We start from the raw sequence: 14,716 nt of genomic DNA on the forward strand, positions 1-14,716 counted from the left end.
CATGAATAATCCAGTAATTGTAGATTGTATCCGCACACCAATGGGTCGCTCTAAAAGTGGTGTATTCAAACATAAACGTGCAGAAGACTTAAGCGCACATTTAATGAAAGGCTTACTAGATCGCAACCCAGCAGTTGATCCAGCATCAATTGACGATATTTATTGGGGTTGTGTACAGCAAACATTAGAGCAAGGCTTTAACGTAGCGCGTAACGCATCATTGCTTGCCGGTATTCCCCACAGCGTTCCTGCTGTTACGGTTAACCGTTTATGTGGCTCTTCTATGCAAGCATTGCATGACGCAGCACGCGCAATAATGACAGGCGCTGGCGACACTTACCTAATTGGTGGTGTTGAGCACATGGGTCACGTACCTATGACTCACGGCAACGACTTTCACCCAGGCTTAGCAACATCAATTGCACAAGCGTCTGGCTCTATGGGCTTAACAGCAGAATACCTTGCAACGCTTCATGGCATTAGCCGTGAGCAACAAGATGAATTTGCTTACCGTTCACATCAACGTGCACAAGCTGCAACTGTTGAAGGCCGCTTCCGTCGCGAAATTTTAGCAATGGAAGGTCACGATGCAGATGGTTCGCTTATCTTAGTTGAAGACGACGAAGTAATTCGCCCAGAAACAACAGTAGAAGGTCTATCAAAGCTTCGCCCTGTATTTAATCCTGCATCGGGTACGGTAACAGCCGGTACGTCTTCTGCACTTTCTGACGGCGCATCTGCAATGTTAGTAATGAGCGAAGAAAAAGCTAAAGAACTTGGTTTACCAATTCGTGCACGTATTAAAGCAATGGCAGTCGCTGGTTGCGATCCATCAATTATGGGTTACGGCCCAGTACCAGCAAGTAAAAAAGCACTTGCACAAGCCGGTATTACAATTGATGACTTAGGTGTAGTAGAACTTAACGAAGCCTTTGCAGCTCAATCATTACCTGTAATGAAAGATTTAGGGTTAATGGATGTAGTTGACGAAAAAGTGAATTTAAATGGCGGCGCAATCGCACTTGGTCACCCACTGGGTTGTTCGGGTTCGCGTATTAGCACATCGCTTATTCACTTAATGGAAGACAAAAATGTACGATATGGTTTAGCAACTATGTGTATTGGTTTAGGCCAAGGCATTGCAACTGTATTTGAGCGTGTTCAAGACTAATTAGTTTAAACATGTAAAACCATCTTGGTGATTAAAAAGGCGAACTGATTTTATTCAGTTCGCCTTTTTTATTAGCTTCAATTTATAAAAACGTCCCATTATCAAACAAGCATGTAACAGCGTAATTATGTGATCGGGCGTATTATTAAATAAAGCATTTTGAAACTGCTAAAAGCATTAAGTAAAATAGTTAAATTACACTTAAAATTGCGTTAAACTGCCAAACTTATTAATTGCTATACCTAAGCACTCACGTACGCAGCAATCACTTTAATTAAACAGGCCAATTTATTATGAGCTTTGATAATCCCGATCACCAATTAGATGCCATAGGCCTTCGCTGCCCAGAGCCAGTAATGATGGTACGTGCTGCTATTCGTAAAATGAATGATGGTGAAACGTTATTAATAACTGCTGATGACCCATCAACAACTCGCGACATTCCGAGTTTTTGTACGTTTATGGATCACACGCTGGTGGCTAAAGATGCAGCAGAAGCACCGTATAGATATGTGGTGAAGAAAGGGCTGTAAAAATGATAGCTACCCGTGATTTTAAGTGAAAAAATCTCGTAAAACTTTGAGTATGTAATTTTTATAGTGTATAAATACCCTATTAAGAGATTTTATCACGTGAATATATGCTTATCTATTTTAGTGCGGAGAATTTTAGATCAATAAATGATGCTGTTGAGCTCAACTTAAAAGCTGCTCCCAGATTAAGACGCCTCAAATCACACGTTCGTACGCCTATTCCAAACAATGAAAAGTTAAAAGTTTTAAAAGGCAGTATAATTTACGGCGCTAACGCTAGCGGTAAATCAAATATAATTAAAGCTATAGACTATGCGAAACGGTTAATCACTGGGAAAACTGAACTAACTTATTGCCCTAAATTGCGGAACTCTTATTTTGCCTTAAACGGTAATACGAGCAATGAAAGATCTTTCACATTTGAATTCACTTTTAACAAACGTTCATATGCGTATTTTTTCAAGACTAAAGACGAAAAAATTTTAGAAGAAGAGCTGGTTTTAATCAATGGACAGAAAGAAATCATCATTTTCTATAGAAATGAAAACTCAGGTAAAGAAAAGTTTAATTCTGAATTTATAGAGAGTGGTTATCTAGGTAATATTAGTAATAAAGAAAGTATCGCAGCTACTGTTGCAGAGCTTAACTTTTTATATAAATATACTCCGAAGAACACTTTATTTTTAGCAGAAGCATCTGAGAAATTCTTAGAGTCTTTTAACAATAAAGATCTTCGCCCAGATAATCCTATAGATATTTTTTTCCTTCAACTCATTAACGCATTTTATTTTTTCAAAACATCGTTAATTACAATATTCCCAGAAACTAAATATTCAGGATCTCTACCTGAAATTAGGTCCGGAAACGGCCGCTATTTTGATTTGATAACGAAATTAGATACAGGCATAACAGATCTTACTGAGGTGGATGTTCCTTTAAGTGACTTTTCAAGTGACTTATTGAATGATATTGAAGAGCAAATAAAAAGTGAATCAGACCCATTTACTTTCAAGTATGAGGGAGTTGAACATTTAGCTGAGTTTGATCAAGATAAGAACCAAATTAAAATAACTAAGCTCGCTACGATACATAATGGGGGCGTTCAATTTGAGGTTGTTGATGAATCTGATGGTACACAAAGGTTATTAGATCTCATTCCAGCACTTCACAATGGCTCTGAATCTAAAGTAGAAAGCTTATTAGATTTTACTTATATTATCGATGAGTTTGATCGTAGTCTCCACCCCATCATTTCCTATAGCTATATAGAAAATTTTTTAAACCAAAATAATAATGATCAAATTATAGCTACGACTCATGAGGCAGAACTATTAAATAATGAGCTATTACGAAGGGATGAAGTTTGGTTTACTCAAAAAGAAAATGATGGCTCCACCAAGTTATATAGTTTAAATGATTATACAACTCGTCACGACAAAGATATCCATAAAGCATATTTAGACGGAGTCTTTGGTGGGATACCCAATATTGTTAGGAAATTTAAATAATGAGCTCAAGGAAGAGAAGTGGGAGTAGATATAGCAAAAAAATAGATATCCAATATTTCTTAGTTTCTTATGAGGGTGGTGAAGACGAAAGAAAGTATTTTGAGAGTATGAAGAACACTATAAGTAGGCGGTTTGAAAACTTAGTTTTCTTTATCCCAGTAGAGAAATCAGACGTACACCATAGCTCACCACAGCATGTTTTAAAAGATTTAGAAAATAAAGCCACCCAGATGAACTATAAACTTAAAAGTGATAATGTTTATGGGTTCATAGCTTTTGATGTTGACCATTATTTTTCACAAGCTCATCAAAGAAATACTAAAACAACGATTCAAGAAGCTAAGCAAAAAGGTGTATACTTAATCATTAGTAACCCTGCATTTGATATATGGCCACTCCTTCATTATGAAAGTGTTGCTCTACTAGATGAAAAGACTAAAAAACAACTCATTACAAACTCAAACCAGTTCTTAAAAAAAAGAATGAGAAAAGCTTTAGATGATAATAATTCAGTTATTTCTGACTTAATCCCAAATACAACTATCGCTATTGAAAATAATCAATCATTACAGTTTGATTTAACAGATCCTCCAAAGCATCTAGGTACTTCAATGCAGCAATTAATAGAATTAATTAATCCATATTTAATAACAAGCTGAAAAATTCAGCTTGTTATCTTCCCCTATTTCTTCGTTATCGTCACTTGTGGCTTATCGTAGTCACTGTAATCAATACTTACTATGTACGTGCCTTTTATTGCTGGTGTGAAACTAAAGTAGTTATAAATAGTATTACAGTCTGCGATAGCTGGCTGGCCCAGTGTTAGTTTTTGCCCTGCTGGTTGTTCATCGCTGTAACCACAGTTATAACCTTCACTAAAATCGGCATCGGCTATTTTAAATTCGTACACTTTACCTGGGGTCGAAAATTTAACTTGTGCTTGATAAAGCGCAGGGTCAACTGGCGCAAACTGATACTGGGGTTCTGCATCCCACAATGTAAAGTCGCCACGTAAGTAAATAGTGCGGTCAAGCTCTTGCTGTGGCAATACATCGTTAATCGAAATTTGGCTTGTACAGGCAGTAAGTAAACCAGCAATTGCTAAGGTTAAAATTCGTTTCATAGAAATCATCAATGGGTATCCTTTGCATACAGTGAAAACTAAAAAGCCAGCAAAACGCTGGCTTTTAAAATTGCTAATCGGTGTTATTTTTGTAAAACAGAAATATCTGCAATACCTAAAAACAATCCGCTTAACTGGCTTAATAGCGCAAGACGATTTTGCTTAACAGCTTCATCGTCGGCCATAACCATTACGTTGTCAAAAAAGTTATCAACACTTTCACGAATACCCGCCAATTGGCTTAATGCTTCTTGGTAGTTTCCATCTGCGTAAAGTGGCGCAAGGTCAGTGGCAAATTTTGCTACTTGTGATGCCAATACTTTTTCGGCGTCGTCGCTTAATAAGCTCTCATCAACACTACCTTGGCTGGTAATGTCGTTTTTAGCCAGAATATTACCTACACGCTTATTAGCTGCTGCAAGCGCTTCTGCTGCGTCTAATGTACGGAAGTGGCTTACGGCTTTAACACGGCGGTCAAAATCAACAGGTTTAGTCGGACGACGTGCAAGCACTGCTTGAATTACGTCTACTTCAATACCTTCGTCTTGATACCAAGCACGGAAGCGCCCTAGCATAAACTCAAATACGTCAGTTGATACATTTAAGTTAGTTAACTTGTCGCCAAACAATGTTTGCGATTTAGCTACTAGGTCTAAAATATCAAGTGGTAGTTTTTTTTCTACCATGATGCGCAGTGCACCAATAGCAGCACGACGAAGAGCAAATGGGTCTTTGTCACCTTTAGGTGCTTGGCCTATACCAAAAATACCCACCAGCGTGTCAAACTTATCAGCAATCGCTACTGCGCAGCTAATTAAGTTTGTTGGTAAGTTATCCCCTGCAAAGCGTGGCATGTACTGCTCGTTTTGCGCTACGGCTACATCTTCGGCTTCACCATCGTGGCGAGCGTAATGCATTCCCATTACACCTTGCACGTCGGTAAATTCCATAACCATTTCAGTCATTAGGTCAGTTTTACTTAATAAGCCTGCACGCTGTGCAAGGTCTTTATCTGCACCTAATTGCTCAGCAATATAACCTGCAAGTTCACTAATGCGCTCAGACTTATCTTTAAGCGTACCAAGTTGCTTTTGGAACAATACGCTATCAAGCGACTCTAATCGGCTTTCTAGGGTTTTCTTTTTATCTGTTTCAAAGAAGAACTGTGCATCGGCTAAACGCGGGCGCACTACTTTTTCGTTACCAGAGATAACCACACTTGGATCTTTACTTTCGATGTTAGATACAAACAAAAACTTATTTAAAAGTTTGCCGTTTTGATCTAATAACGGGAAATATTTTTGATCGTCTTTCATGGTGTAAATTAACGCTTCGGCTGGTACATCTAAAAATGCTTCTTCAAATGTTGCCGTTAAAGTAACTGGCCACTCTACAAGTGATGTTACTTCTTCTAGTAAATCTTCATCCATTGCAACAACAGCGTTAACTGCGCTTGCAGCCTCTTCTATTTGTGCTCGAATTTGCGCTTTACGTTGCTCGTAATCAGCAATAACGTAAGCAGATTTAAGTACGTCAAAAACGTCATCTGCATGGTTAATGCTAATTTTTTCTGGGTGATGAAAACGATGACCCTGAAGCTGGTTAGTTATTTGCTTACCAAGAATTTCGCCTTCAAGTAACTCATCACCAAATAAAATAGTTACTGTATGCACAGGGCGAATAAATTGTGTTTTATTCGCGCCCCAACGCATTGGTTTAGGGATTGGTAATTTACTTAACGCTTTTGTGATTGCATCTGTCATTAGGGTTTTAGTTTCTTGCCCTGCTACTTTAGCAATGTGCAATAACCAAGCGCCTTTATCAGTTTCAAGTGTTTGTGCGTCTTTTACTTCAATACCACAACCACGTGCCCAACCCATTGCTGCTTTTGTTGGGTTACCTTCGCTGTCAAACGCTGCCTTTGTTGCTGGGCCACGCTTTTCAACTTCTTTGTCTTGTTGTTTAGCTTCAAGCGCTTTTACTTGTAAACCTAAACGACGAGGCGATGCATACCAGCTTACGCCTTGGTGTGCTAATTCTAATGTTTCTAGCTCTTGAGTTAAGTTTGCAGCAAAGGCTTCTGCTAATTTACGCAGTGCTTTTGGTGGTAACTCTTCAGTGCCAATTTCTACTAATAAATTTTGTGCTGACATTTTACTTATCCTTACACAGCGGGAAACCAAGCGCTTCACGTTTGTCATAGTAACTTTGTGCACACGCTTTTGATAACGCACGAACGCGTAAAATATAACGCTGACGTTCGGTTACCGAAATTGCGTGGCGTGCGTCTAGTAAGTTAAATGCGTGCGATGCTTTCATTACTTGCTCGTATGCAGGTAGTGGTAAGTTAGCTTCAATTAACTTTTGGCTTTCTGCTTCACACTTATCAAACTGTGCAAATAAGTCTTCTACGTTTGCATGTTCAAAATTATAAGTAGATTGCTCTACTTCATTTTGATGGAACACGTCGCCGTATGTTACGCGCCCTAGTGGGCCGTCTGCCCATACTAGGTCGTAAATGCTATCTACGCCTTGAATGTACATTGCTAAACGCTCTAGGCCGTAAGTAATTTCGCCTGTTACTGGTGAGCACTCTAAGCCACCCACTTGTTGAAAGTAGGTAAACTGCGTTACTTCCATGCCGTTTAACCAAATTTCCCATCCCAAGCCCCATGCGCCTAGCGTAGGTGATTCCCAGTTATCTTCTACAAAGCGAACTTCGTGAGTAAGGGTATCGATACCCATTGCCGCTAATGAGCCTAAGTAAAGCTCTTGGATGTTATCTGGCGATGGCTTTAAAACTACTTGGAATTGGTAGTAATGTTGTAGGCGATTTGGGTTTTCACCATAGCGGCCATCCGTAGGACGACGACAAGGCTGAACGTACGCGCTCGACATTGGCTCTGGGCCAATAGACTTTAAAAATGTTTGCGGGTGAAATGTCCCGGCGCCCACTTCCATATCAAGTGGTTGAATAATGACACAGCCTTGCTGCGCCCAATAATCCTGTAAAGCCAGGATCAAACCTTGAAAGGTTTTTACGTCATATTTTTGCATATTTGGCTTTTTACTATCTAAGAAGTAGCGTGAAAATTACCCTTAGTATACCGTGTGTACACTCAGGTTTTAAGCAGTTTGTGTAATTGAAAAAATAAAAAAGGAGCCATTAGGCTCCTTTTTCGGTGCAAGTGATATTTTTACACGTCTAGATTAACTACGCGTAGAGCGTTAGTTTCGATAAACTCTCTACGAGGCTCTACTTGATCACCCATTAAGGTGGCAAATAATTGATCCGCGCCAACAGCATCTTCAATCGTTACTTGTAACATACGACGAGCACTAGGATCCATTGTCGTTTCCCAAAGCTGGCTTGGGTTCATTTCACCCAGTCCTTTATAGCGTTGAATGTAGATCCCGCGCTTAGATTCTGTGATCAACCATTCCAAAGCATCCACAAAGTTATCAACAGGTTTTGTTTTCTCACCACGTTGAATATAAGCACCTTCTTTTAGGATGTTTGCAATGTTAGTACCAGTCACAGCAATGCGTTGGTAGTCACGTGATGCAATAAAGTCATAATGAAGTACATGTGCTTTATCAACACCGTGCTGACGAATATTCACAACCGGGTAATACATATTACGCTCAGCGTCAAACTCTGTGCCTGCATGAAAAATAGTTGCATCTTCATCACGTGCAATCAGGTCATCAACTAACTCTTTTGTCCAAGCAATTACTTTAGCTTCGTCAGAAAGGTCATCAGTTTTCAACTCTGTTTGGTAGATTAAGCGTTCCATTACCGTGTTAGGATATTTACGCTTTAAACGCTCAATAACTTTAACTGTATTTTGGTAATCGTGAACGACTTTCTCTAGCGCTTCACCTTCTAGCGCAGAAGCATCTGCACTTGGATATAAAGCAGCATTATTAAGTGCAAGCGACGTTAAGTACTCTACTAATGCTGGATCATCTTTAATATAACGCTCTTGCTTACCTTTTTTCACTTTATAAAGTGGTGGTTGAGCAATATAAATATAACCGCGTTCTACAATTTCAGGCATTTGACGATAGAAGAATGTTAGTAGTAACGTACGAATGTGAGAACCATCCACGTCCGCATCGGTCATGATGATGATACGGTGATAACGTAATTTCTCAGGGTTATATTCGTCACGACCAATACCACACCCTAATGCAGTAATTAGTGTTGCTACTTCTTGCGAAGATAGCATTTTATCAAAACGTGCTTTTTCTACGTTTAATATTTTACCTTTAAGCGGAAGAATAGCTTGGTTTTTACGGTTACGTCCCTGCTTGGCTGATCCGCCAGCAGAGTCCCCTTCCACTATATATAGTTCAGATTGGGCTGGGTCTTTTTCTTGGCAATCAGCTAGCTTACCTGGTAAGCCTGCTAAGTCCATTGCACCTTTACGTCGTGTCATTTCACGGGCTTTACGCGCCGCTTCACGTGCACGTGAGGCATCAATAATCTTACCTACAACAATTTTTGCATCAGTTGGGTTTTCTAGTAAAAACTCAGTGAATTTTTCAGCCATTCCTTGTTCAACCGCAGATTTAACTTCACTTGATACTAGCTTGTCTTTAGTTTGTGATGAGAACTTAGGATCAGGAACTTTAACACTAACAACAGCCGTTAAGCCTTCACGGGCATCATCACCGGTAGCATTGCTGGTTGTTTTAGCTTTTTTGTTAAAGCCTTCTTTTTCCATGTAGTTATTAAGTGTACGTGTTAGCGCTGATCTAAAACCGGCTAAGTGAGTACCACCATCACGTTGTGGAATATTATTTGTGAAACAGTAAATGTTTTCTTGGTATGCATCATTCCACTGCATTGATACTTCAACACTAATACCATCTTCTTCACGTTCGTGAGTAAAATGGAACACACCTTTATGTATAGGTGTTTTATTACGGTTTAAGTATTCTACGAAAGCTTGAATACCACCTTCATATTTAAAGTGGTCAGATTTATTTTCTTCACGCTCATCATTTAAGATGATGCTCACACCTGAGTTTAGGAATGAAAGCTCGCGTAAACGCTTAGCTAAAATGTCGTAATGAAAATCTAAATTTGTGAATGTTTCAGCGCTTGGCCAAAAACGTAATTCTGTACCAGTTGTTTCTGAGTCACCAATTACAGCTAAAGGTGCATCTGGAACACCCATAGTATAAAACTGCTCATGAAGCTTTCCTTCACGACGAACAGTCAGTTTTAGTTTTTCTGAAAGTGCATTTACAACAGAAACACCAACACCGTGTAAGCCACCTGATACTTTATAAGAGTTATCATCAAACTTACCACCGGCATGAAGTACCGTCATAATAACTTCGGCTGCAGATACGCCTTCTTCTTCATGGATAGAAGTTGGGATACCACGACCGTTATCTCGAACTGAGACAGAACCGTCTAAGTGAATCGTTACATAAATATCATCACAATGACCTGCTAAGGCTTCATCGATCGAGTTATCAACGACCTCAAACACCATGTGGTGTAAGCCTGTGCCATCATCGGTGTCCCCAATATACATTCCAGGACGCTTTCTTACTGCGTCTAATCCTTTAAGTACTTTAATACTCGACGAGTCATAATTCTCAGACATGGTTAATCCCACTTATCTTGTTATTAGGTTGCCATGTTTCACGTGGAACATTTGTAGTTCTCGTTGCATGGGTTCCACCACAGCAGAAATACTTTCAGATAAAATTGAAGAGATAAAAATTTGAGAACTGCAGTGAGCAAGTAATTGTCCCACTTTCTCTTTTGTATCTTCGCCTAATTCTGAAGGTAGATCATCTATTAGCAATATAGATTGCTTATCTGTCTCTGACTCAATTAAGCTATTTTGCGTAACTTTCAACGCATACAATAATAGCTTCAATTGACCGCGTGAGAATGTATTCTCCACACTGTTGCCAGCGACACTAAAACTAAAATCGGCCTTATGAGGGCCTTTACTTGTAAACCCTTGGCGAGCATCTCGCTCAAAGTTTTGCTCTAACGCATCTGCAAGAGATTCAGTCTCTTTCCAGCCTGCGCTAAAGGTCATTTCTAAATCACGTACAAGCGTCAATTCTGCACACATTTTATCAAAAAATTGCTGCTTAAACCTACTTATATACGCCAATCTTAATTTATTTATTTCTTCAGCCAGTCTAACAAATTCTTTGTCCCAAAACTTAATTTGGTCAAAATAATTCTTGGGCTTAGTTTTTAATAATGCATTACGTTGTTTAAGTACTTTATTAAATGATTGCCACAAAAAAAAGAACTCATGTTCCACGTGGAACAAACCTAAATCTAAAAACTTTCTGCGCTCTTTAGGTCCACCAAAAAACAAAGAATAACTCTCTGGTGTAATAATTTGTACAGGCATAAGTTGAGCGAGTTCTGATATCTTACGGCTCGCCTTACCTTGAATTTTTAAATTGGTCTCACCCGTTTGCGTTTTACTAATACCAATTGGAATTGATAAATCGTGTATTGTTTTACGCCCGTGAATTACAAATTGCTCTTGCTGGTGCGCAATAATACTTTTGTGTTTTGGAGTACGAAAAGATTTGCCATGAGAAAGGTAATATATAGCCTCTAAAAGGCTGGTTTTTCCGCTGCCATTTTCACCATAAATTATATTAACGCCGTTGACTGGTTCTAGCGTCAGCGCCTCAATATTACGAAAATATTTGAGGCTCAAATGACTTAAGCTCATTATGTATTTATAGTCTTATAAACGCATAGGCATAACAACGTACATTGCTTCTTCATCGCCTGCACCTTCAATTAATGCACTGCTGTTTGAGTCGGCTAATGTAAATAGTACGTCTTCTGTTTTTAATGTGTTTAGTACATCTAATACGTAAGACACGTTGAATCCTATTTCTAGGTCCGCGCCTTCGTAACTTACTTCAACAACTTCTTCAGCTTGTTCTTGCTCTGGGTTATTGGCAGTAATTTTTAATAAACCGTTTGATAGGTTTAAGCGTACACCACGAAATTTTTCATTCGATAAAATAGACACTCGTTGAAACGCATTTCGTAACCATTCTCGATTAGCTGTAATTACTTTGTCGCCACCACGTGGTAATACACGACGGTAATCAGGAAAGCGTCCATCAACTAGCTTACTTGTAAATGTAAACTCAATATCAATAATACGGATATGGTTAGCACCAAACTGAATTGTTACCAATTCGTCGTCAGCTACCATAAGGCGCATAATTTCTTGCACACCTTTGCGAGGTATAATTAATTGACGTTGAGTGTTAAGCGATTGCGTTAATTGCTTTTGTGCAATAGCTAAACGGTGACCATCTGTTGCTACTGTTTTTATGTCTGTATTATCTACTTCAAACGACATACCGTTTAAGTAATAACGTACATCTTGATTTGCCATCGAAAAATGCGTGCTTTCAAGTAACTTACGAAGCTCTAAACGAGTTAGTTGAAATTCAACCTCACCATCCCACTGCTCTAAATTAGGAAAATCATCAGCTGATAAAGTCGTTAATGAAAAACGGCTTTTACCACTGGTTAAAAGTAATTGGTGCTCTTGCAAGCTTAAAGTAATGTCTGAACCATCAGGTAGACTTTTACAAATATCGAGTAACTTTTTAGCGGGTAACGTTAGTTTTGTATCGGCAATATCATCACCTACAAATACGCCAGAAACTAATTCAATTTCAAGGTCAGTACCCGTCATTGAAAGTTGTCCGTTTTCTACCACTAACAAAACGTTAGATAAGATTGGTAGCGTGTGTTTGCGCTCTATTGCACCCGACACTTGCACCAATGGCTTTAAAAATTGTTGTCTTGATATTGTTATTTGCATAATAAAGTCAGCCCTAAGATGACAATGTTCTTATTAAGTTTTGGTAATCTTCTTTAATTTCGTGGCTTTCGTCACGTAGTGATTTTATCTTACGACATGCGTGTAATACGGTCGTATGATCGCGTCCACCAAATGCGTCACCAATCTCAGGTAAGCTGTGATTAGTTAATTCTTTAGATAATGCCATGGCAACTTGGCGTGGCCTTGCTATAGAGCGGCTGCGGCGCTTAGACAATAGATCTGACACTCGAATTCGGTAGTACTCAGCAACGGTGCGCTGAATATTATCTATCGTAACCAGCTTATCTTGCAAGGCAAGTAAATCGCGTAGTGCTTCTTTTACAAAATCAATCGAAATTGGACGACCTGTAAAATTAGCATTAGCAATTACACGGTTAAGTGCGCCTTCTAGTTCACGTACATTTGAACGTAATTTTTTGGCGATAAAAAAGGCAACTTCATGTGGTAAGTTAATCTTACTTTGTTGTGCTTTTTTCATCAAAATAGCAACGCGAGTTTCAAGCTCTGGTGGCTCAATCGCGATTGTTAATCCCCAACCAAAACGTGATTTAAGACGGTCTTCGACCCCTTCAATCTCTTTTGGATAACGGTCAGAGGTTAAAATAATTTGTTGGTTGCCTTCAAGTAATGCATTAAAGGTATGAAAAAACTCTTCTTGTGAACGCTCTTTATTAGCAAAAAATTGAATATCATCAATCATTAATGCGTCAACACTGCGGTAATAGCGCTTAAATTCTTCTATCGCATTATTTTGAAGTGCCTTTACCATATCTTGAACAAAGCGTTCTGAATGCATGTAAACAATTTTAGCATCTGGCTTGTTTGCCATAATGCCGTTGCCTACTGCATGTAATAAGTGAGTTTTACCTAAACCAGTACCACCGTAAATAAATACAGGGTTAAAAGCAGAGCCTGGATTATCGGCAACTTGAGTGGCCGCTGCTTTTGCTAATTGGTTTGACTTACCCTCAACAAAGCTGTCAAAGGTATAGTTTTCTTTAATGTTAGATTTGTAACCTGACTTAGGTGCAGGTTCAACAACAGGCTTTTGCTCACGAGGCTGTTGTTTTGTAGAAGCTTGTGGTGCTGATTGTGTTTCTATAACAGGTGCAGCTTGTGCATTTAATAAAGGCTTACTACCTACATCAAAACGTAGCTTTGGTGCTTCAACACCACAAATTTCTACTAATAATTCGTTAATTCTATTTAGGTACTTTTCTCTTACCCAATCAAGCACAAAGCGATTAGGTGCATAAATCGTCAAGGTATCTTCGGTACTTTCTGCTTGTAGTGGTCTTACCCACATACTGAATTGCTGCGAAGGCAGCTCATCTTGCAATACATATAAACAACTTTGCCAAACCGACAGATACACAGTTAAACTCCCAGAGATATAATTTTTATTCCCGCACATCATTAATGATTATAAATCATACATTTATTGCGTTCAAATGGTCCAATAAGCGACCCAAGACCGCGTATTATGAAGGCACTTTATCCACAAGTAAAAGATTGATTTTTATAAAATTGTTGATATCGATGTATAAAATCATTAACAACCTGATTTAAAACAGTTTTTATTTTAGATTCGAAGAGGAGATCATAACAAAATAACACCAAGATCGCGAACCAAATTTACGATCCAATTTTCTTTTCCCCCGCTTTTATTCACTTTTTATACAGGGGCTGTGGAAAACTTCTTATTTATGATGATCCTATCAGAACGCTCTACATGATCTCTTTATGAACCATAAGTAGGCTCTATACTGCGAACGTAATTATGATTGACTTTACGTTACTTACTCTATAATATCTCGCGCTCGCAATGGCACCTATGCCAGGATCGCGACCTGTATAGGATGTTTTAACTTTAACCGATCGGATGAGATTGTTATGAAAAGAACTTTTCAACCTAGCGTTTTAAAACGCAAACGTGCACACGGCTTCCGTGCTCGCATGGCAACTGTAAATGGCCGTAAAGTATTAGCACGTCGCCGCGCTAAAGGCCGCAAAGTTCTTTCTGCTTAATTTATAAGTGGAAGACTTTAGCTTTGGCAGGGAGTTACGTCTGTTAACTCCCTCGCATTACTCTCGCATATTTAATGAACCCGCTCGGGCTGCAACTCCTTTCTTTACTCTATTAGCTAAACCAAATGACCAAGAAAAACCTCGGTTAGGTCTTACTGTTGCTAAAAAACGCGTAAAAAAGGCATGCCAACGAAACCGTATTAAACGTCTCGCTCGCGAAAGTTTTCGTTTAAATCAACACAGCATCGATAATATTGATATTGTGCTTATGGTGAAAAGTGGTATTGATGAACAGTCTAATGAAGAATTAACCAAACAACTTACTAAATTATGGCGAAAAATTAACGAACGCTGTAAACCAGGTGCACCTAAACCGCCACCTTTTAAGAAACGCCCAAACAAATCAGCTAAATCTAATAAACAAACCTAATTGCAATAGAATTGCAGGGTTAATTAATGTATCTTTAGCTCACCTTTTAATC

13 protein-coding genes are annotated in these 14,716 nt (G+C 38.8%); 6 read left to right on the forward strand and 7 right to left on the reverse strand.

The features are described 5' to 3' along the window. The first annotated feature begins 1 nt into the window (after nucleotide 1). The 4 genes from fadA (at nucleotide 2) to H5116_RS17620 (ending at nucleotide 3,871) form a co-directional block, all read left to right on the forward strand. Nucleotides 2-1,171 carry an acetyl-CoA C-acyltransferase FadA gene (gene fadA, locus H5116_RS17605; RefSeq protein ID WP_024597185.1) on the forward strand — a complete coding sequence of 390 codons (1,170 nt, stop codon included), beginning with the start codon at nucleotides 2-4 and terminating at the stop codon, nucleotides 1,169-1,171. A 293-nt stretch (nucleotides 1,172-1,464) separates the two neighbouring features. Further along, the gene (gene tusA / locus H5116_RS17610) at nucleotides 1,465-1,704 is read left to right on the forward strand and encodes a sulfurtransferase TusA (RefSeq protein WP_077536528.1); all 240 of its coding nucleotides are present in this window, start codon (nucleotides 1,465-1,467) and stop codon (nucleotides 1,702-1,704) included. Between the two features lie 107 nt (nucleotides 1,705-1,811). Next, the gene (locus H5116_RS17615; protein ID WP_182716739.1) at nucleotides 1,812-3,212 is read left to right on the forward strand and encodes an ATP/GTP-binding protein; all 1,401 of its coding nucleotides are present in this window, start codon (nucleotides 1,812-1,814) and stop codon (nucleotides 3,210-3,212) included. Then, nucleotides 3,212-3,871 (forward strand): RloB family protein, encoded by a 660-nt coding sequence (locus tag H5116_RS17620; protein ID WP_182716740.1) that lies wholly within the window; start codon nucleotides 3,212-3,214, stop codon nucleotides 3,869-3,871. The genes H5116_RS17615 and H5116_RS17620 overlap by 1 nt, the downstream gene beginning before the upstream one ends. Nucleotides 3,872-3,894: 23 nt before the next feature. Here H5116_RS17620 and H5116_RS17625 read toward each other — a convergent pair whose 3' ends face one another. The 7 genes from H5116_RS17625 to dnaA all read right to left on the reverse strand — a co-directional run bounded on the left by H5116_RS17625 (nucleotide 3,895) and on the right by dnaA (nucleotide 13,581). Beyond that, nucleotides 3,895-4,344: a hypothetical protein gene (locus tag H5116_RS17625; RefSeq protein WP_182716741.1), complete on the reverse strand. Its 450-nt coding sequence runs from the start codon at nucleotides 4,342-4,344 to the stop codon at nucleotides 3,895-3,897. A gap of 74 nt (nucleotides 4,345-4,418) precedes the next feature. After that, the gene (gene glyS / locus H5116_RS17630) at nucleotides 4,419-6,488 is read right to left on the reverse strand and encodes a glycine--tRNA ligase subunit beta (RefSeq protein ID WP_182716742.1); all 2,070 of its coding nucleotides are present in this window, start codon (nucleotides 6,486-6,488) and stop codon (nucleotides 4,419-4,421) included. Between the two features lies 1 nt (nucleotide 6,489). Beyond that, nucleotides 6,490-7,392: a glycine--tRNA ligase subunit alpha gene (glyQ, locus tag H5116_RS17635; protein WP_004335201.1), complete on the reverse strand. Its 903-nt coding sequence runs from the start codon at nucleotides 7,390-7,392 to the stop codon at nucleotides 6,490-6,492. Nucleotides 7,393-7,532: 140 nt separating this feature from the next. Beyond that, nucleotides 7,533-9,959: a DNA topoisomerase (ATP-hydrolyzing) subunit B gene (gyrB, locus tag H5116_RS17640; protein ID WP_182716743.1), complete on the reverse strand. Its 2,427-nt coding sequence runs from the start codon at nucleotides 9,957-9,959 to the stop codon at nucleotides 7,533-7,535. A gap of 12 nt (nucleotides 9,960-9,971) precedes the next feature. After that, nucleotides 9,972-11,066, reverse strand: coding sequence for a DNA replication/repair protein RecF (recF, locus tag H5116_RS17645; RefSeq protein ID WP_024597182.1), 1,095 nt, complete (start codon nucleotides 11,064-11,066; stop codon nucleotides 9,972-9,974). A gap of 15 nt (nucleotides 11,067-11,081) precedes the next feature. After that, entirely contained in the window at nucleotides 11,082-12,185 is a 1,104-nt protein-coding gene (gene dnaN / locus H5116_RS17650; RefSeq protein ID WP_004335206.1) for a DNA polymerase III subunit beta, read from the reverse strand. Between the two features lie 13 nt (nucleotides 12,186-12,198). Further along, the gene (gene dnaA / locus H5116_RS17655; RefSeq protein WP_004335207.1) at nucleotides 12,199-13,581 is read right to left on the reverse strand and encodes a chromosomal replication initiator protein DnaA; all 1,383 of its coding nucleotides are present in this window, start codon (nucleotides 13,579-13,581) and stop codon (nucleotides 12,199-12,201) included. 518 nt (nucleotides 13,582-14,099) lie between these two features. On the opposite strand from dnaA, the gene rpmH reads away from it, so the two are divergent. After that, nucleotides 14,100-14,234 carry a 50S ribosomal protein L34 gene (rpmH, locus tag H5116_RS17660; RefSeq protein ID WP_004335215.1) on the forward strand — a complete coding sequence of 45 codons (135 nt, stop codon included), beginning with the start codon at nucleotides 14,100-14,102 and terminating at the stop codon, nucleotides 14,232-14,234. Nucleotides 14,235-14,241: 7 nt separating this feature from the next. Continuing rightward, the gene (gene rnpA / locus H5116_RS17665; RefSeq protein ID WP_004335217.1) at nucleotides 14,242-14,664 is read left to right on the forward strand and encodes a ribonuclease P protein component; all 423 of its coding nucleotides are present in this window, start codon (nucleotides 14,242-14,244) and stop codon (nucleotides 14,662-14,664) included. The last annotated feature ends 52 nt before the right edge of the window (nucleotides 14,665-14,716 follow it).

Source organism: Pseudoalteromonas sp. SG45-2 (assembly GCF_014164115.1).
In the GTDB taxonomy this organism is placed as follows: Bacteria; Pseudomonadota; Gammaproteobacteria; order Enterobacterales; family Alteromonadaceae; genus Pseudoalteromonas; species Pseudoalteromonas distincta.